Annotated in this window: 16 protein-coding genes; 3 read left to right on the top strand and 13 right to left on the bottom strand. The window is 72.6% G+C overall.

Annotation, left to right across the window (positions count from 1 at the left end):
• Positions 1 to 143: 143 nt before the first annotated feature.
• The 5 genes from AB0G01_RS01180 to AB0G01_RS01160 all read right to left on the bottom strand — a co-directional run bounded on the left by AB0G01_RS01180 (position 144) and on the right by AB0G01_RS01160 (position 4,794).
• Positions 144 to 572: a hypothetical protein gene (locus AB0G01_RS01180; protein WP_360938148.1), complete on the bottom strand. Its 429-nt coding sequence runs from the start codon at positions 570 to 572 to the stop codon at positions 144 to 146.
• Entirely contained in the window at positions 569 to 3,346 is a 2,778-nt protein-coding gene (locus AB0G01_RS01175; protein ID WP_360938145.1) for an FtsK/SpoIIIE domain-containing protein, read from the bottom strand. The genes AB0G01_RS01180 and AB0G01_RS01175 overlap by 4 nt, the downstream gene beginning before the upstream one ends.
• 1 nt (position 3,347) lies before the next feature.
• Entirely contained in the window at positions 3,348 to 3,599 is a 252-nt protein-coding gene (locus AB0G01_RS01170; protein WP_360938142.1) for a hypothetical protein, read from the bottom strand.
• 4 nt (positions 3,600 to 3,603) lie between these two features.
• Positions 3,604 to 3,864, bottom strand: coding sequence for a hypothetical protein (locus tag AB0G01_RS01165; protein WP_360938139.1), 261 nt, complete (start codon positions 3,862 to 3,864; stop codon positions 3,604 to 3,606).
• 135 nt (positions 3,865 to 3,999) lie between these two features.
• Complete coding sequence (locus AB0G01_RS01160; protein ID WP_360938136.1) at positions 4,000 to 4,794, bottom strand: hypothetical protein; 795 nt, start codon at positions 4,792 to 4,794, stop codon at positions 4,000 to 4,002.
• A 126-nt stretch (positions 4,795 to 4,920) separates the two neighbouring features.
• Here AB0G01_RS01160 and AB0G01_RS01155 point away from each other — a divergent pair, with 126 nt between their 5' ends.
• Positions 4,921 to 5,667, top strand: a complete 747-nt coding sequence (locus tag AB0G01_RS01155) for an SDR family NAD(P)-dependent oxidoreductase (RefSeq protein WP_360938133.1) — start codon at positions 4,921 to 4,923, stop codon at positions 5,665 to 5,667.
• Between the two features lie 105 nt (positions 5,668 to 5,772).
• Here the strand turns inward: AB0G01_RS01155 and AB0G01_RS01150 are convergent, their stop codons facing one another.
• From AB0G01_RS01150 to AB0G01_RS01135, 4 genes are all read right to left on the bottom strand, one after another.
• Entirely contained in the window at positions 5,773 to 6,555 is a 783-nt protein-coding gene (locus AB0G01_RS01150; protein WP_360938130.1) for a lysophospholipase, read from the bottom strand.
• Entirely contained in the window at positions 6,556 to 7,152 is a 597-nt protein-coding gene (locus tag AB0G01_RS01145; protein ID WP_360938127.1) for a DUF4232 domain-containing protein, read from the bottom strand.
• 92 nt (positions 7,153 to 7,244) lie between these two features.
• Positions 7,245 to 8,306 carry a gamma-glutamylcyclotransferase gene (locus tag AB0G01_RS01140; RefSeq protein WP_360938124.1) on the bottom strand — a complete coding sequence of 354 codons (1,062 nt, stop codon included), beginning with the start codon at positions 8,304 to 8,306 and terminating at the stop codon, positions 7,245 to 7,247.
• Between the two features lie 261 nt (positions 8,307 to 8,567).
• Complete coding sequence (locus tag AB0G01_RS01135) at positions 8,568 to 9,560, bottom strand: LysR family transcriptional regulator (RefSeq protein ID WP_360938121.1); 993 nt, start codon at positions 9,558 to 9,560, stop codon at positions 8,568 to 8,570.
• Between the two features lie 341 nt (positions 9,561 to 9,901).
• Between AB0G01_RS01135 and AB0G01_RS01130 the strand changes: the two genes are divergently transcribed.
• Complete coding sequence (locus tag AB0G01_RS01130) at positions 9,902 to 10,327, top strand: nitroreductase family deazaflavin-dependent oxidoreductase (protein WP_360938118.1); 426 nt, start codon at positions 9,902 to 9,904, stop codon at positions 10,325 to 10,327.
• A 13-nt stretch (positions 10,328 to 10,340) separates the two neighbouring features.
• Here AB0G01_RS01130 and AB0G01_RS01125 read toward each other — a convergent pair whose 3' ends face one another.
• Complete coding sequence (locus tag AB0G01_RS01125) at positions 10,341 to 11,156, bottom strand: PhzF family phenazine biosynthesis protein (RefSeq protein WP_360938116.1); 816 nt, start codon at positions 11,154 to 11,156, stop codon at positions 10,341 to 10,343.
• Positions 11,157 to 11,226: 70 nt separating this feature from the next.
• On the opposite strand from AB0G01_RS01125, the gene AB0G01_RS01120 reads away from it, so the two are divergent.
• Entirely contained in the window at positions 11,227 to 11,382 is a 156-nt protein-coding gene (locus tag AB0G01_RS01120) for a hypothetical protein (RefSeq protein ID WP_360938113.1), read from the top strand.
• Between the two features lie 400 nt (positions 11,383 to 11,782).
• Here the strand turns inward: AB0G01_RS01120 and AB0G01_RS01115 are convergent, their stop codons facing one another.
• The 3 genes from AB0G01_RS01115 to AB0G01_RS01105 form a co-directional block, all read right to left on the bottom strand.
• The gene (locus tag AB0G01_RS01115; RefSeq protein ID WP_360938110.1) at positions 11,783 to 13,153 is read right to left on the bottom strand and encodes a hypothetical protein; all 1,371 of its coding nucleotides are present in this window, start codon (positions 13,151 to 13,153) and stop codon (positions 11,783 to 11,785) included.
• Entirely contained in the window at positions 13,150 to 14,937 is a 1,788-nt protein-coding gene (locus AB0G01_RS01110; RefSeq protein WP_360938107.1) for a dynamin family protein, read from the bottom strand. The genes AB0G01_RS01115 and AB0G01_RS01110 overlap by 4 nt, the downstream gene beginning before the upstream one ends.
• Before the next feature lie 162 nt (positions 14,938 to 15,099).
• A complete protein-coding gene (locus AB0G01_RS01105) occupies positions 15,100 to 16,014 on the bottom strand; it encodes an IniB N-terminal domain-containing protein (RefSeq protein WP_360938104.1) in 915 nt (304 codons plus the stop codon).
• Positions 16,015 to 16,149 lie beyond the last annotated feature (135 nt).

Genomic DNA, 16,149 nt, shown 5'->3' with positions numbered 1-16,149 from the left:
CGGTCCAGCACGGTGTCGGTAGGCGGGTGCGGCGGTCCGGTACCGGATGACCGGGCCGTCGCACCCGCTGCCACCCCACCGCCCGCCGCCGCACCGACCACCGCCCGCCGGCCGGCGGCATCCCGACCTGGTGCCGCCGGCGGCTAGGAACTCCTGCGGCGCAGGAGCCCTCGCCGCTGGAGCGCGTCCTCCAGCGTCTGGTACGCCACGTCCATCGCGGTGAAGTAGTCGCGCTGGTCGCGGGCCGGCACCGATTCGTCCGGCTCCGGGATCGGCTTCATCGTCATCCAGCGCTCCTCCCAGAGCGCGTCGACCGCCGCCTCCCACAGCAGGCGCACGCCGACCTGGCTCAGCTTCTCCTGCTCGATCAGCTCCGCCACCCGGTCCTGCGAGGCCGCCAGGCGCTCCAGCAGCTCGCGCACCCGGTCGCGGTCCTGGTCGCGCATCTTCTCGACCGCCGCGCCGGCCAGCCCGACGATCTCCTTGTACCGCTCCACCGCGGAGACCGTGACCACCTCCGACCCGGCGACGCCACTGCGCTGCGCGGGCACCACCGATGCGTGGCTGATCATGAATCCTCCCCGGTGTCGAACGGGATGACCACCTGCGGACGGGAATGCTCGAACCTGTCGAAGAACAAACCCCGGCGTGGTCGGGGTGACCACGCCATGACCTGCTCCGGCCCGAACGACAGCAGTTCCTTGCCCTGGACGTCGAACGCCAGCCACGCGCCGATGTCGTCGTACACGCCGGGCGGCAGGCTGTTCTTCAGCCGCTGCGGACCGCGCCACCAGCCGAGCAGGTGGGTTCGGTTCTCCGGACCGTGCTTGAGCACCGTGCGCAGACTGTCCACTCCGGACGCCCGTGTGGTGGGATTCTTCTGCTCCAGCAGGGTGTGCGCGCCGTCGACGGCGTACACCACCAGGTAGTGGGGGAGAAGCTGTGTTGTGTTCTCGCCCTTGATGGACTCGTTGAGCCCCTCAGCGGTCTTGTCGAGCAGGAGGCGAATGTTGTCGTTCTCGCCCGACAATCCCGTCAGGCTGGCGGTGTGGCCCGCGTTCTGGAGCTGCTTGTGCAGCAGTTCCGCGTGCGGCAACGCGTCCTCGGCCAGGCACGCCAGGCTGAACACCGCCTGACCCGGTTCGTGCTGCCGCGCGAGGGACAGCGCGGCACCGGCGAGCACGCCCGCCGCCTCCTCCGGGATCGAGCCGATCACCGCGATGTTCCGGCCCGGGGTGCGGGCGAAGCGCACCTTGGCCGCGCTGCCCGCCACGTCGATGACCTGGCCCAGCAGCACGGTCGGGTTGCCGTCCGCCGGCCGCAGGGCCTGGAAGTCCGGCAGCGTTCGGAGGTCGGGCACCTTGCTGCCGTCGAACAGGATCGGCTCGGACAACCCGGCCGGGCGGCGGTCGTGCAGTTCCGCCTGGAGCCGGTCGAACGTGCCCCGGCCGGTGGCGTCCGGGATGCGGGCGATCTCGTTGCCCGGCCGCACGCCCGACTCGTGGTTGACCACCGCGTGCCAGCGCGGCAGCTCCACCGCGGCGTCGTTCTGCGGCTCGGCCAGCACCCGGCGCGCCTTGGGCAGCGCGATGCGCACGGTGAACTGCTCGAAGATCGCCGACTTGCCCCAGAAGCCCTCGATGCCCGAGACGTCCTGGCTGGACAGCACCAGGTGGATGCCCTGCGAACGGCCGCGCCGGGCCACGTCCTCCAGCAACTGGGTGGCCTGCGCGGTGACCTGGTCGCGTTCGCCGAACAGGTACTGGAACTCGTCCACCACGGCGACGATCCTCGGCCAGTGGCCGTCCGGGTCCTCCTCGCGCAGTTGCTCCAGCTTGGTGACCTCGTGCCGCTTGGCCGCGTCCGCGCGCCGGCGCATCTCGTCGGCCAGGAACCGCAGCAGCGCCACGCCGAACTCGCGGTCGGTGTTGACGTTCACGCCGACCAGCCGGGCGTGCGGCAGCCACGTCGGGTCCTTGCGGCCCGGCGCGAACTGCGCGAACGACACGCCCTCCTTGAAGTCGAGGAGGTACAGCTCCAGCTCGTCCGGGTGGTAGCGGGCGGCCAGGCTGCCCAGCATCGCGTACAGGAAGTTCGTCTTGCCCGACCCGCTCGGGCCGCCGATCAGCGCGTGCGGCGAGGTGTCGCCCAGCCCCACGTGCACCGGCTCGCCCTCGTGGTAGCCGACCGGGGCGAGCACGCCCGCCGCCGAGCTCTCCCGCCACAGCGACTCCGGCAGCAGGTCCGCGAACGTGCTCAGCCGCGTGCGGCGCTCCTCGCGCTTCTTGGCGATCTCCGCGCACGCCTGGGGGACCTGGTTCTGCGGGAACTGCGCGTCGAGCGCGACCGTCACCTGCTTGCCGGTCATGGTGCACGTCGCGGTGTGGTCGGCGGCGATCGCCACGGTCTCGATCGGCGAGTTCACGGTGACCGGGATGTCCACGATGATCAACTGCACGCCGCAGGCCAAACCGTTGCGCGCCACGCGTTGCAGTTGCTGCTGGTGCTCCTCCTTGAGCGCCTGCCGGTTGCCGAACAGCACCGCCACCCGCCACGGCTCGGTGCGCCGGCCGCCGACCGCGCGCACCGACTGGTGCCCCTCCACCAGCACGCCGGTGTGCACCCGGCGGATGTGGTCGGACAGCTCGTCGAGCAGCTCGTGCAGCCGCGCCGGGTCGTGCACGGTGAGCAGGCCCGCGCGGGTCAGCGGGTACAGGCCGGGCAGCGAGCCGGTGAGCTGGTTGACGTCCCAGACGTGGATGTGCACCAGTCCGGGCTGGAAGTAGCTGACCAGCCGCAGCAACAGGTTCTCCACCAGCGCGTCGGCCGCGCCCCGGCTGTCCGGGACCGACGTGACGTGCAGGTGCGAGTGGTCCAGCAGGGGCACCGCGACCGGGAACGACTGCGGTTCCGGCGCGCCGCGCACCACGCCCGTGCCGATCCGCCACAGCTCCGGCACGCCGTCGCTGCCGTCGGCCGCGCCCGGCCGGCCCAGCCACGCCTCCGGCGGCCACGACGCCGGACCGGGCGCGACGGCGTTCACCAGGGCGGTCAACTGGGCGGGCCCGCCCTCGGACCACTCGCGGAACGCCTCGACGCGGTCGATCAGCGTGCGGGCCAACTGCTGCTGGAACTTCTCCTTCCGCAACGCCTTGGCCAGCACCGGGTCGGCGAGGGCCCGATCCACGCCCTCGCCCCGCAGCACCACCTCGAACATGTCGCGCGCGCGGTCGTCCGCGAGTTGGCGGAGCTCCCGCGAGGCGTTCCCGAGGACGGCCGCGACCGCCCTCCGGAACTCCTCGAAGGAGTCCTCGATCCGCCTCCGGCGCTCGTCGCGCTTGATCACGTCACAGCTCCACGGCGAGCCGCTGGACCAGGTCCAGGCTGCCGACGATCAGGTCGAGTTCGTCGGCGAACCGCTCCCGGGCCTTGACGAACCCGGCGGGGACCAGGGACTCGTGGTGGTTGGCGCTCGCCTCGACGAGGAGGTCGACCGCCTCGTCCAGGGCGGCTTGCGCCTCCCGGACGCTCCGGTAGGCATCACGGAGGAACTCGCAGCTCTGTTCGAGCGCGAGTCGGACCTCGGCGACCGACGTCACGTGTTCACAGCCGGCTGTTGATGCTTTCGGCCTGCGAAATGCCGGCACCGAGGAACTTCTGGAGATCGGTCACCCCGCTCACCACTTCGGCGAATTGCCCGTTGGCCTGTTCCACGTCGCCCTGGACGCTGCCCTGGGTGGCGGTGCTGAGCAGCGCCTGGGCGTCCTCGGCCAGGTCGGCTGCCTGTTGCAGGGCCTGCTGGCTCTGGGTGGCCTTTTCGACGGCCTGGGCGATCGCGGCGCGAACCTCTTCGATGCTGGCCATGTCGGTTCCCGACCCCTCCTACAACGCTGGAGTTCCTGTAGTTGAAAGTAGTACCGAAAGTCGCACGTTTCACAAGCAAGATCGGCTGACCGGGTGGTAGAGGAAATCCACTCGATCGGATTAGTCATTCTGATCTCAGTCGGGCACCGTCCACACGAATGCCGAGGCCGGGGTGGCGCTGAGTTCCATCGCGGCGATCCCGGCTGCTGGGACGGGTACTGCTGACCAGCGCGTCGTCGCGGATTCGCCGGCCCACTCCACGGACGTCCACCCCGAACGGCCCAATGACGACACCGCGTCGAGTAGCGCGACCGTGGGCGAATTGACGCTCGATCCGAGATCGACGTGCACGCTCAGTAGATGCCCATGTGGAGCCACTCGGGTGATCTTGCCACTTCGCGCCACCCGGCTGGCTACCGCCCGCGCCTGCCACTCCGCACCGGCGGACCGGTCCGTCGCGACGTCCACCCGCAACAGCATGCGGGTACCCGCTTCGGGCTCGGCGGCAACCCCCGCCACGGGTTCGGGCACGGCGTCCCGGCGCTGCGGGTCGCCGCCCGCCCACGCCTCCACGAGCAACCGCTCCGCGCCCGGCACCAACCCGCCCAGGAGGTCCGGCTCGTCCAGCACCGTCCACGCGGTCGGCGGCTCGCAGGCCACCGGGGGCACCGGGAACTCCTCGCCCAGCGACCGCACGAACGTCCGCACGGCCCTGGCCAGCGCGCCCGCCACGTTCTGCGTCGCGCGCTCGCCACTGGCCCGGCTGACGGTCACCGACCAGCAGCCGGGCTCCTCGTCGGAGCAGTCGCCCGCCTGCACGACCTGACCGCCGACCCGCCGAAGCAGGCCGGCGCAGGCCGCCCGCGCCTGCCGCTCGTCGTCGGCCGCGACCACCACCGTGATCAACAACTCCAGGTCTTCTCCCACCATCGCGGGGAAATTGTCCACGAACGCCCACGCCGCGTCTTCCCCGGCTCGGCCCAGTGTCGAGGACCGGGAGGCGTCGCGCAGGTCGCCGCTTGACCTGGAGCACGCTCCAGCGTGTTTGCTGGAGCCATGTCGAACAACCTTCAGGGCAGGACCGCACTGGTCACCGGGGCGTCGTCGGGCATCGGCGAGGCGACGGCCGTGGCGCTGGGGCGCGCGGGGGCGTCGGTCGTGGTGGCCGCGCGGCGGGTGGACCGGTTGGCGGCGTTGGAGGAGCGCCTGGCCGGCGACGGGGTCGAGGTGCTCGCGCTGGAACTCGACGTGACGGACGAGGCCGCGTGCCGGGCCGCCGTCGAGCGGACCGTCGAGGTGTTCGGCGGGCTCGACGTGCTGGTGAACAACGCCGGCGTGATGCTGCTGGGTGACATCGAGGGCGCGGACACCACCGACTGGACGCGGATGGTGTCGACGAACCTCCTCGGCGTCATGTTCCTGACCCACGCGGCGCTCCCGCACCTGCTGGAGCGGCGCGGCGCGGTGGTCCAGGTGTCGTCCACGGCCGCGCGGGTGGTGCGGGCCGGGACCGGCGTCTACAACGCCACCAAGGCGGGGCTGAACGCGTTCAGCGAGTCGCTGCGGCAGGAGGTCACCCGGCGCGGCGTGCGGGTGGTCGTGGTCGAGCCGGGCGTGGTGGAGACCGAGTTGCGCGAGCACATCACCGATCCGGCGGGCCGGGAGGCCGTCGAGCAGCGGATCGCCGAACTGCGCCAGCTCCGGCCGGAGGACGTGGCCGACGCCGTGCTGTACGCGGTGAGCCGGCCGGACCACGTCGCCGTCAACGAGATCCTGGTGCGCCCCACCGACCAGACTTGGTGAGGACCGCTCACACCCGCCGCTCCCGCAACGGTTCCCGCCCGGGAGCCGTTGTGGGACGGGGGTCCGGCCCGGCGGGCCCACCCGCTGCCCGCGCGCCCGGTCCCGCTACCGGTCGAGCACCCGCCGCACGAACGCGACCACGTCGTCCAGCACCTCGTCCCGGTTGGTCTCGTTGAACACCTCGTGCCGCGCGCCGGGGTACACCCGCTCCTCGAACAGCAGGCCGCGAATCCGGTCCGTGCCGGTCCGGGTGTCCGCCAGCGGCACCAGCTCGTCCGCCTCGCCGTGCAGCCACAGCGTGGGCAGGCTCTCCAGCGTCGGCCCGTAGTTCGCCTCCTCCAGGGCCCGTTCCACGGCCTCCAGCGTCGGCCTCTTGAACGGCCCGTGCCAGACCAGCGGATCGGCCGCGTACGCCTTGCCCACCTCGGCGTCGCGGGACAGCAGCGCGGGGTCGAGCGACACGTCCGGGAGCTCGGCCAGGCCCAGCACGTCCAGCCCCTCCCAGGTGCCGAGCACCGGCGCGGACAGCACCAGCGCCGCCACCCGGTGCCGCTGGGCGTACCGGGTCGCGACCAGGCCGCCGAAGGAGTGCCCGATCAGCACCACGGGCAGGTCCACGGCGGCGGACTCGATCGCCGCGCCCACGTCCGTGACCACGTCGTCCAACGACGGGAGCAACGCGCGCTCGCCCTCGGACCCGCCGTGCCCGACGTGATCCGGTGCGACGACCAGCGCGCCCGCCTCGACCAGCCGCTCCGCGACGTGCCCGTACCGGCCGCTGTGCTCCCCGTACCCGTGCACCAGGACGGCGAGCCAGGTCGCCTCCAGGTTGGGCCAGGTGCGGACAGCGATTTCCCCGGCGTGGCCGGGCACGTTCGTCTGGATCACCTAGGCAGCGTAGAACGCGCTGATCTCGATCTTCCCCCCGCCGCACACCGGGCCGTAGGTCCAGGCCACGGTCATCGGCTCGGTCTCGTCCGGCGGGATGGCGGCGGCCTTGGCCGCCTCCGGCTCGCACGGGCCGTCCACGGGCTCGTCACCGGTCGGCACGACGGTCCAGCGCAGGTTCGCCGCCGCGCTCGCGCCGGGGTCCAGGGTGATCGGCGCGGGACCCGGGTCCTCGTTGCGCTGGAGGTTCGTCGGCACCGGCTGCCCGGACCCGTCGAGCAACTGGAACCCGCTGTAGCCGTTCAGGGTGCACGTCGCGGGGCCGTTGTTGGTCACCTTGAACGTGGCGTGCCGGTTGCCGGCGGCCGGGTCCACCGAGCCGACCTCGCCGGTCAGCGCCGCCGACGTGCACCGGGTGGACACCGGCGCGGCCTCGACGGGCGAGGTCGGCGGCACGGGCGCGACGCTGCCGCTGCCCGGTGCGGTGCCGCTCGTCGAGAGCGTGGTCGGGAGCGCCGAGGTGTCGGCGGCCTGCTGGGGACTGCCGCACGCCGAGCCGAGCAGCACCAGAGCGCCGCACACGACGAGTCGCCTCATGTCCACCTCCTGGGTCGTGGTCCTATCACCAGGACGTACCCATTCGGCGGAACGGTCGCCCGGTCCGACAGGAATTCACCGTATCGGGCGCATCACAGTCGCTTTTCGACCCAACCGCCCGGGAGCGGCGGCAGCCCGTCGACCCCGGCGGTCCACAGGTAGGTCCAGCACACCCGGCCGTCGGGCATGGTCACCCGGACCCGCCGGTAGTCCGGGCCCTCGTACTCGTCCAGCGCGGGCAGGGCGTCCTCGGGCGAGCGCAGGCGCAGCACGTGCCCCGGCACGCCGGGTCCGTCGCCGGGTCGCAGCGCCGGGTAGCCCCGGCCGGTGTCGAGCAGGGTGCCGGGCAGCCGCGCGGGCTCCGGCTCGCCGGTCACGTGCGGGCGCACCAGGTGCCAGGCGGTCGTGCCGGGCTGGAGGGTGCCGTAGGCGAACAACCGGTCGGGCCAGTCGTCCGGCGACGGTTCGCCGTGCACGGGGGTGACGTCCAGGCCGTCGGTCTCGGCGGGACGGCCGCCGAGCGCGCCCGCGCCGCGCTGGTCGACGTCCGCGCAGCGCACCGGACGGCCACCGGAGAGCAGGGGCATCCGGCGGGTGCCCGCGCCGGTGTAGGCGAGCACGGAGTCCACCCGCGCGCCGTCGAACAGGGTGACCTCGCCGGTGTGCACGCGCACGAGCCGGTAGCGCAGGCCGCGACCCTCGCAGCGGTCCAGGACGCGGAGCTGGTCGGCGGTGGCGAACCACACCGCGTGCTCCTCCGCCACGCCGGGCGCGGCGGCCAGCGTCGCCGGGCGCTGCCCGTCGGTCTTGCGGAGCCCGGCGGCCCAGACCGCCGAGAAGCCCTCGCAGCGGGCCCGCAGCACGACGGCGGGGCCGGTCAGGCCGAGTTCCTCGCGGAGCCAGGTGACCTTGGCGGGGTTGGCGTTGGAGCCGTAGGCGAGCACCGGCATCCGGGCCGCCAGGGGTGGCTCGCCGTGGTCGGCGAGCCAGTCGTCGAGATCTCGGCCGTCGGGCGCGACCCGCCACCCGGAGTCGGCGGCCGGGTCCGGGGTGACCGGCCAGCCCGCGCCGTCGAGGTGCACGAAGCAGTGTCCCGGCCGAGCGCCCGGGTAGGGCTCGGCCGGGTGGGTATCGTCGGTGAAGGAGTGCGACATGAGGCCATTCTGGCAAAGCTCACCCGAAATTCACCTGGTGTTGGACTAGCCGACGAGCCAGACCTCCGATCTCTGCGGCCTCGGACGGCCGATCACCCGACTTCTCCGTCCAGGTGGACCGATCCAGATCGGAGGTGCGGTGGTGAGCTGTCACACGTTCTCGACGCGGCGTGCGGGCCGCCCTCGGCTGAGCCGGTGAAGAGGGAACTCCGGGGTCGCGTGAAGCGGACCCCCGGAGTTCCTCGTCCCGGACCAGGCCGGTTACCGGTCGCCCGCCAGGATCAGCGCGGCGTCGATTTCCGGGTGGGCCCGCGGGTTGTCCGCCCACCACTTGGCGTAACCGGGGTTGCGGGGCAGCACCGCGTGGTAGGCGCGGGCCGCGCAGGCGAACACGTCGTGGGCCCGTCCGGCGGCGGGACCCTCGCGGCGGGTGGCCAGCATCAGGTCCACCACGAGCGGTGCCCCGCGCAGCGGCTTGATGACGATCCCGTCGCCGCTGCGCGACTGCGGGAGCGCGAACGACACCGCGCCCTTGGCGACCAGGCTGCGGGCACTGGACGCCTCGTTGACGTGGTGCGTCAGCCGGGGCGTGAACCCCGCGTCGGCGCACACGCTGAAGATCTGGAGCCGGTTGCCGACCAGTTCGTCCGGCGGCGCGACCCAGTCGCGGTCGGCCAGCAGGGCCAGGTCGACCTCGTCCTGCTCGCCCAGGGGGTCCCAGTCGGGCAGGGCGACGAACTGCGGCTCGGCGATCAACCGCCGGATCTCCAGGCCGCGCAGCTCACGGCGTTCCATGCCCTCGAACCGGTCGATCAGGCCCAGGTGCACCTGGCCGCTGACCAACTGCTCCAGCAGGTCGGAGCCACCGGGGGCGATCTGCGTGCGGACTTCCGAGCAGGGGATGGTCCGGCGCAACTCCTCCACGAAGTGGCCGAAGAACAGGGTGGGCACACCGCCCACCCGGAGTGGTCCGGGTGTTCCGTCGCGGGTCTTCTCCTTCGCCAGGCTGACCAGTTGTTCCACTTCGTCGAGCACCAGCCGGGCCGTGCCGACGACCTGTTTGCCCAGGTCCGTCGCGACACTGCCGCCCGGGGTGCGATCAAAAAGCTGCCCGCCCACGATGCGCTCGACCGTCCGGAGCTGGGCGCTCATCGCGGGTTGCGTCAGGCCCAGCCTGATCGCGGCCTTGGTGAGACTTCCCTCGTCGGAGATCGCGCACACCGCGCGGAGGTGGCGGAGTTCAAGCTCGGGCATAACGCTCTTCTATCCCCCTTTTGAATGAGCCGCCACCCCTCACGGCCGCCATAGTTGGCGAAGTCCCCGTGAAGTGGAGAGGAAGCCATGCGCGCCAGCCAGATCTACTGAGTGTGGGCACCACCCAGCTTTGGCCGTCCCGTCCTGAGCCACGTCCCGTCGCGGACGTGGTCGTGCGACCCGAACACCGTTTACGCGGGCGGAAGTGTCGGGACACGCCGGGGAGCCGGTGACTGGCCGAGGGGGTGCGAGGCGGACGTCCCCACCCCGTTGCGGGCCGCCGGTCGTGACTGCGGAGTAGCGACCGGCGGCCCCGCCGCGTTCTCGGTAGTTTCAGGACCATGGCAGTAGTGGACAGCCCCGTCGGCTGGGTGAACGAGCACATCCGCAACTACGTCGAATCCGGTGGCACGCAGGGCCACGAGTGGCGCTCCGGCGTCTACACGCTGCTGCTTACGACAACTGGCCGAAAGTCCGGACAACCCCGCCGCACCGCGTTGATCTACCAACCGCACGGCGACGCCTACGTCGTGGTGGCTTCCAACGGCGGCGCGCCGGACCACCCGGCCTGGTACAAGAACCTGGCGGACAACCCGGCGGTCGACGTCCGGGTGGGCGCGGACGAGTTCACCGCCACGGCCCGGACCGCCACCGGCGACGAGCGCGCCGCGCTGTGGAAGCTCATGAACGAGGTGTGGCCCGACTACGAGGGCTACCAGGAGAAGACCGACCGCGAGATCCCCGTGGTCGTGCTGGACCGCACCTGACCACCCGTACGACCTAGAGGGGGACGGCGGCTCCCGTGACCCTCACCCGATCCCCGTCGGGGCGCACGTCGACGCTCAGGACGCTGGGGCGACCCATGTCGTCGCCCTGGTGGATGGTCAGCGTGCGCGGTCCGGGAACCCGTCCGATCGACCTCAGGTACCCGCCGAAGGCCAACGCCGCCGCCCCCGTCGCCGCGTCCTCCACCACCCCGCCCACGGGGAACGGGTCGCGGGCGTCGAACACGTCCTCTTCGCGCTCGAAGACCAGGTGTGCTGTGACGGCCTCGTTGCGCGTCAGCAGGTCACGCAGGCCGTCGAAGTCGTAGTCGAGGTCCGCCAGCCGTTCCCGGGTCTTCGCCGCCAGCACGAGGTGCCACGCCCCGCCGAACGCCCAGCGCGCCGGGTAGCGCGGGTCCAGCTCGTCGTGCCCCCAGCCCAGCGCGCCCAGGGCCCGGTCCAGGTCCTCGGTGCCCACCGGCTTGGACGTCGTCGGGACGCTGGTCAGCGTCGCGGTCCTGCCGTCGGTGTCCACCACGACCTCGCCCGAGAGCGTGTGGAACGCCAGCGTGCCGACGTGGTCCATGGCCACGGCGGTGGCCACCGTGGCGTGCCCGCAGAACGGAACTTCGACCTCGGGGCTGTAGTAGCGCACGTGGTACGAGTCGGGTTCGTCGTGCGGGAAGACGAACGCCGTCTCGGAGTACCCCACCTCCGCCGCGATCGCCAGCATCCCGGCGTCGGTGAGTCCGGCGGCGTCGAGGACCACGCCGGCCGGGTTGCCGCCCTCCGGGTCCGTGGAGAAGGCGGTGTAGCGCAGCACGTCTGTCATGAGCTCAGCCTCCAACAGCCGAGGCATCGAATTCAACGACCCCTCGCGATGAGTCCGATCGGTATCGTCGATGACGAGCCAGGTCAAAGCGCTGGCGCGGCACCTGGCCACCCGGCTGTTCGACCGCCTGCCCGGCGCGCCGGAATCGGTGTGCGCCTTCCGCCACGGATCGCGGACGCGCGGAGCGGTGGCCTCGACCTGGCGCTGGCGCTGGAGGCCGCCGTGACCGCACCGGACCTGGAGGTCGCCGCCATCGCGGTAGAGCCGATCGACCTGGTGGCCGCACCCGGAGCCCCCTGGACGAGCGCTACTTCCCCCTGGACGCGGGCACCCCGCACCGCGTGCGCAACGCACCCCCGCCGGCTGCGTGTCATCCCCGTATGGCCTGCCCGCAGGGAACCGCAGGTGTCAAGGGGATAGACCGCACCACCAACCCCGACGCCGGCAAGACCCCCTTGACGCCTGTGGTTGTCTTTGACCAGGCCGTACGGGGATGGCACGACGCCAACTCCCTTGTCATCCTTGGCGGTCTGCCCGTCCGGCGAGGACGCTCTTCGCGCCCGCTCTCCCCGCCCCACCGCGCACCGCACCGCCCAGCCCCGCCGCGCACCGCACCCGCCCCGCGCTCAACCCAACCCGACGAGCATCGCTTCGCAGCTACGGACGACCACGGCCGCCGCTCGGCGCTGGGTCTGGTCGTACGCGGGATTCGCCGCCTGCTCCCGCCACCGCCCCACCGTCTCCAGCACCTCCTGCCGCAGCTCCGCGTCCGTGGGCTGGTACTCCACGCCCAAGCGCGCCGGCACGGTCGTCCCCAGCCCGCCCACCAGCCGGGTCGCCTCGCCGGCCAGCTCACCGGGCAGCGTGGCCCGCCCGCTCTGCAACGCCGCGAGCAACCGCAGCTCGCGGAAGTCGTGGGCCGAAGCCAGGACCCGCTCCACGCCCGCCGCCAACCCGGCCGACCCCGGCCGGGGTTCGTTGCGCAGCACCACGTCCAGCCCCAGCAGCGCGGATCGCGACTTCAGCACGTCCTGCCGCTCGCCGAAGTACGCCCCGATCGACTCGCGCAGCTCGCCCAGCCCGCTGCGCTGCACCAGTTGCCCGGTCAACCTCACCTGGGTGTCGAAACCCTGGCGGATCAGCGTGGTCGTGAGGCGCACGCCGAAGATGCCGAACCGGTCCACCAGCCCGCGCCGGACCGCCGGGTCCAGCCGCACCGGGAAGTCCTCGCCGACGAACCTGTCCGCCGACAGCAGGTGGTCGTCCAGCTCGGTGCGGGCCAGCGACGCCAGGGACGCCAGCGCGGCGAACTCGTCCGGGCGCAGCGTGCGGGCCGCCACGGCGAGCAGGCCGGCTACCGCGATCACGTTCTGGCACAGCGGTTTCACCTGTGCCTCGCGCCGGTAGCGGCGGGCGATCTGCTTGGCCGAGGACAGCGCGTCGATCCGGCCGCCGCCGATCTCGTCGGCGCGGGCCAGCACCAGCACCGTGTTCACCGGCGCGGCCCGCGCCACCGGGTGGTCGTGCGCGGTCCGCAGGTAGCGCAGGTCCGTGCTGTGCACGTGCCGGGTCAGGTACAGCACCGCGTCCGCTTCGCCGTACACCTGCTCGACCGGCGCGCCCGCCGGCGTGTCGATCAGCGTCAGCTCGCGCAGCGACCGGGACGGCCACTCCACGTCGACCCGGTCGGCCTCGCCCGCGTCCACGAACGCGCGGCCGTCCCGGCGGGCGATCGGCACCTCGTGCGGTCCGACCGAGGCGCGCGGTCGCCCGCCGTCCCGGTACCAGGTGAACGTGCCGGTGGGCACGAACTCCTCGCCGATCAGCGCGTTCGCCACGGTCGACTTGCCGGCGCGCGGCGCGCCCGCCACCGCCACCCGGACCGGTTCGGCGAACCGCGCCTGGTGGCCGCGCAGCCACGCCACGGCGCGCGGGCTGTCCCGGTAGACCGCCAACGCCTCCTCCAGCAGCGCCCAGACCTCGTCGGCGAGCGTCACGCGCTGATCCCCAGCGGCGGCGCGCTGCCCGCGATCGCCTGGACCCGCTGGTAGAGCTGGACGAGCCGGTCGAGCTCGCGCTTGGCCTCGCGGGCCCGGCGCTCCCGCTCGGTGGCGTCGTCCTGCACGGCGCGGCGCGCGCTGCGGGCCGATTCGAGCAGGGTCTCCTGGAGGTCGTCGGCGAGGGTGCTGAAGTGGCCGCGCAGGCCGCGCTGGATGGTGCGGGCGGCGTCCCGGAAGTCCTTGTTGAACTTGATGAAGAAGTCGTCCACGTGCCGTTGCGCGGCGGTCCGGGCGGCGGCCTGCCTGCGCTTGAGCCGCTGGTCGCTCTCGTCCATGATGGACTTGCCGCCGAACAGCGCGCCCGCGCCCAGCGAGATCACGTTGATCAGCGGCATCCCGGCGAGGCTGGTCACCAGGCCGAACATCAGCACCCCGCCGTACGAGCCGCGCAGGCCGGTGAACAGCTTCTGGCCCACGCTGAACCGCTCGATCACCGGTTTGTCCATCTTGGACACCCGCTCCAGCACGTCGGCCGGGAGCACCGAGTCCGGCCGCAGGTCGTCCAGGTGCACCGGGAAGCTGCGCGCGACCTTCTCGGCGACCCACGCGGACCGGTCCAGCAGCCAGGTGAAGTTGGTCGCGGCGGCCTCGGTGAGGTTGTCCTCCAGCCAGTCCTCGAACGCCGGCCAGCCGCGCGCCGGGTCGGCCGTCTCGAAGGTCTTGTCCACCTCGCGCAGGATTCGCCGGGTCCGGTCGCGGAGGTCGTACTCCAGGTCCGACACCAGGTCGGCCATCTCGTCGGACAGCACGGTCTGCCAGCGCGCGGACCGGCGGCGCAGCTCGTCGATCCGCCGCTGGGCCTCGTTCAGCTTGGCGATGGTGGTCTGCGGCCCCTGGTCGGTGAGCTCCTCGCGGACCGGCGCGACCAGTTGCCTGATCGCGGACGCGGCGGTCACCGCGACCGTGCGGCGGGCCAGCACGTCGGCGGCGGCGACGATGTCCTGCTGCACGCACGCCAGCAGCTCGGGGAAGCCGGACTCGGCGTTGAGCGCCTTGTCGCCGGTCTTCGCGGCGCGCAGCCGGAGCGCGGCGGACACCGGGATCAGCTTGGCCGCCACGCCCGCGCGGGCCAGGTGGGCCCGGTTGCGCTCGACCACGCGCCGCCACTGCGCCGCGATGTCGATCTTGGTCAGCACCACGGTGACGTTCGGGCACGACGCCATGACCTGCTTGAGGAGCTCGATCTCGGACGCGGTGAGCTCGGCGGTGGCGTCGGAGACCATCAGCACGGCGTCGGCCTGGAGCAGCGCGGCGAACGTGCTGGCGGTGTGCGCGGGGCGCAGGTCGCCGACGCCCGGCGTGTCGATCAGCACCAGGCCGGACGTGAGCAGGGCTCGCGGGATGCCGACCTCGGCCCTGAGCAGTTCGCCGGTGCGGCCCGCGCTGACCTGGTCGGCGAGCTGGTCGAGCGGCACCGGGATGCGCTCGGTGGGCGTGTTCGCCAGGGTGCGGACCAGGGCGGCGTGGGGGGTTTCGGCGTGCTGCACGAACGTCGGCACGGCGGTGGTCACGTCGTCGCCGACCGCGCACACCGGCGCGTTGACCATCGCGTTGACCAGTTGGCTCTTGCCCTGCCTGGGCTCGCCGAGGACGAGCACCCGCAGCTTGGGGTCGAGCCGCCGGCTCCGCGTCTCGCGCAGCCGTTCGGCCAGGTCGGGCCGGTTGTGGGCGGCGCAGGACCGGATCGTGTCGTCGAGCACGTCGAGCCAGGGTGCGGACATCACCCGGAAGAGTCTGCTGTATTCACTCGGTGAGGTGAAAGAGGGCCGGTGCTGTCCATTCGGACGGCACCGGCCCTCTCGCCACGCCCGACCCGGCCCGCAGGCCCCCGGGACCGGGGTCGGGCACAACCGCTCCCGCGGACCGCGCCGATCGGCAGCGGTCTAGAACAGGGAGTCGCTGATGTCGCCACCACCGAGGAGCGGCACGTCGTCGAGGCCCGCGCCCAGCAGCGGCACGTCGATCGCGCCCACGTGGTCGGTGATGTCGCTCACGCCCGTGCCGTGCGACAGCCGGCCCGCCGAGTCCTCGACCGTGTCGACCACGGTCTCCGGGCCCAGCTCGCGCTCGGGCAGCGCGCCCAGGCCGTCCACGTTCAGGGTGTTGCCCAGGTGGCCGACGTCGAGCGCGCCGTGGGTCAGGTCGCCGGCGAGGCCGCCGGTCACGCCGTCGACCACGCCGGTGAGCGAGTCGACCGTGCCGAACACCGGGCTGGTCAGGCCGTCCGCGCCGGGCAGCGCGCCGGTGACCCCGCCCGCCTGGGCGAGGTCGAGGGAACCGGACGTCGTGCCGGCCAGGTCGCTGACCGGGGTGGTGGGCAGCGCGTCGTCCAGGGTGTGCGCCACGTCGCCGACCGCCGAGAAGTCACCCGCCACGGACGCGTCGGCGGAGGCGACGGTGTCGACCAGGCCCCAGCCGGCGAGGCCGCCGAAGATCTCCAGGCCGTTGGCGTCGGCGCTCAGCGCGCCCGCCGCCGCCAGGTTCACGTCGGACGTGCCGGACACGCCGGCGAAGGAGAGCTGCTGGGTGACGGCCTGGAGCTGGCCGATGGCACCGGGGGCGTCCACCGCGTCCAGCGGGAGGTCGTTGAGCACCGAGCCGTCGAGGGCGGGCAGGCTCCCGGCGGGCACGTAGTCGAGGACCAGCGGCAGGACCTCCTGCACGTCCAGGGCGCTGATGTCGCCCAGGCCCGCGTCGGCCAGGGTCCCCTCGGCGTCGGCCTGGAAGTCGGCCAACCGGGCGGGGTTGCCCAGCAGGTCGAGGACGAAGTCGTGCAGCGTGGCGGGGCTGGTGCCCATGATGGGTGTCTCCTGGTCGAATCGGTCGAGGTGGGCAGGACCGGCAGGGGTGGGTCCGGCCATGACGATCAAGGTAGTGAGCGGGGGATGTGCCGCCATCGGGGATTACTCCCAGTAGATCCCGCAACCACGATG

The sequence above is a fragment of the Actinosynnema sp. NPDC023587 genome (assembly GCF_040640215.1).
In the GTDB taxonomy this organism is placed as follows: domain Bacteria; phylum Actinomycetota; class Actinomycetes; order Mycobacteriales; family Pseudonocardiaceae; genus Actinosynnema.
The sequence above is the reverse complement of the archived record's forward strand: the minus strand, read 5'-3'. Positions and strand labels throughout refer to the sequence as shown.

Excerpts from the sequence above, each read along its gene's own strand:
- AB0G01_RS01145 (WP_360938127.1), bottom strand. The coding sequence starts at position 7,152 with ATGAGGCGACTCGTCGTGTGCGGCGCTCTGGTGCTGCTCGGCTCGGCG.
- AB0G01_RS01160 (WP_360938136.1), bottom strand. The coding sequence starts at position 4,794 with ATGGTGGGAGAAGACCTGGAGTTGTTGATCACGGTGGTGGTCGCGGCC.
- AB0G01_RS01155 (WP_360938133.1), top strand. The coding sequence starts at position 4,921 with ATGTCGAACAACCTTCAGGGCAGGACCGCACTGGTCACCGGGGCGTCG.
- AB0G01_RS01135 (WP_360938121.1), bottom strand. The coding sequence starts at position 9,560 with ATGCCCGAGCTTGAACTCCGCCACCTCCGCGCGGTGTGCGCGATCTCC.
- AB0G01_RS01125 (WP_360938116.1), bottom strand. The coding sequence starts at position 11,156 with ATGACAGACGTGCTGCGCTACACCGCCTTCTCCACGGACCCGGAGGGC.
- AB0G01_RS01140 (WP_360938124.1), bottom strand. The coding sequence starts at position 8,306 with ATGTCGCACTCCTTCACCGACGATACCCACCCGGCCGAGCCCTACCCG.
- AB0G01_RS01120 (WP_360938113.1), top strand. The coding sequence starts at position 11,227 with ATGACGAGCCAGGTCAAAGCGCTGGCGCGGCACCTGGCCACCCGGCTG.
- AB0G01_RS01180 (WP_360938148.1), bottom strand. The coding sequence starts at position 572 with ATGATCAGCCACGCATCGGTGGTGCCCGCGCAGCGCAGTGGCGTCGCC.
- AB0G01_RS01165 (WP_360938139.1), bottom strand. The coding sequence starts at position 3,864 with ATGGCCAGCATCGAAGAGGTTCGCGCCGCGATCGCCCAGGCCGTCGAA.
- AB0G01_RS01110 (WP_360938107.1), bottom strand. The coding sequence starts at position 14,937 with ATGTCCGCACCCTGGCTCGACGTGCTCGACGACACGATCCGGTCCTGC.
- AB0G01_RS01130 (WP_360938118.1), top strand. The coding sequence starts at position 9,902 with ATGGCAGTAGTGGACAGCCCCGTCGGCTGGGTGAACGAGCACATCCGC.
- AB0G01_RS01105 (WP_360938104.1), bottom strand. The coding sequence starts at position 16,014 with ATGGGCACCAGCCCCGCCACGCTGCACGACTTCGTCCTCGACCTGCTG.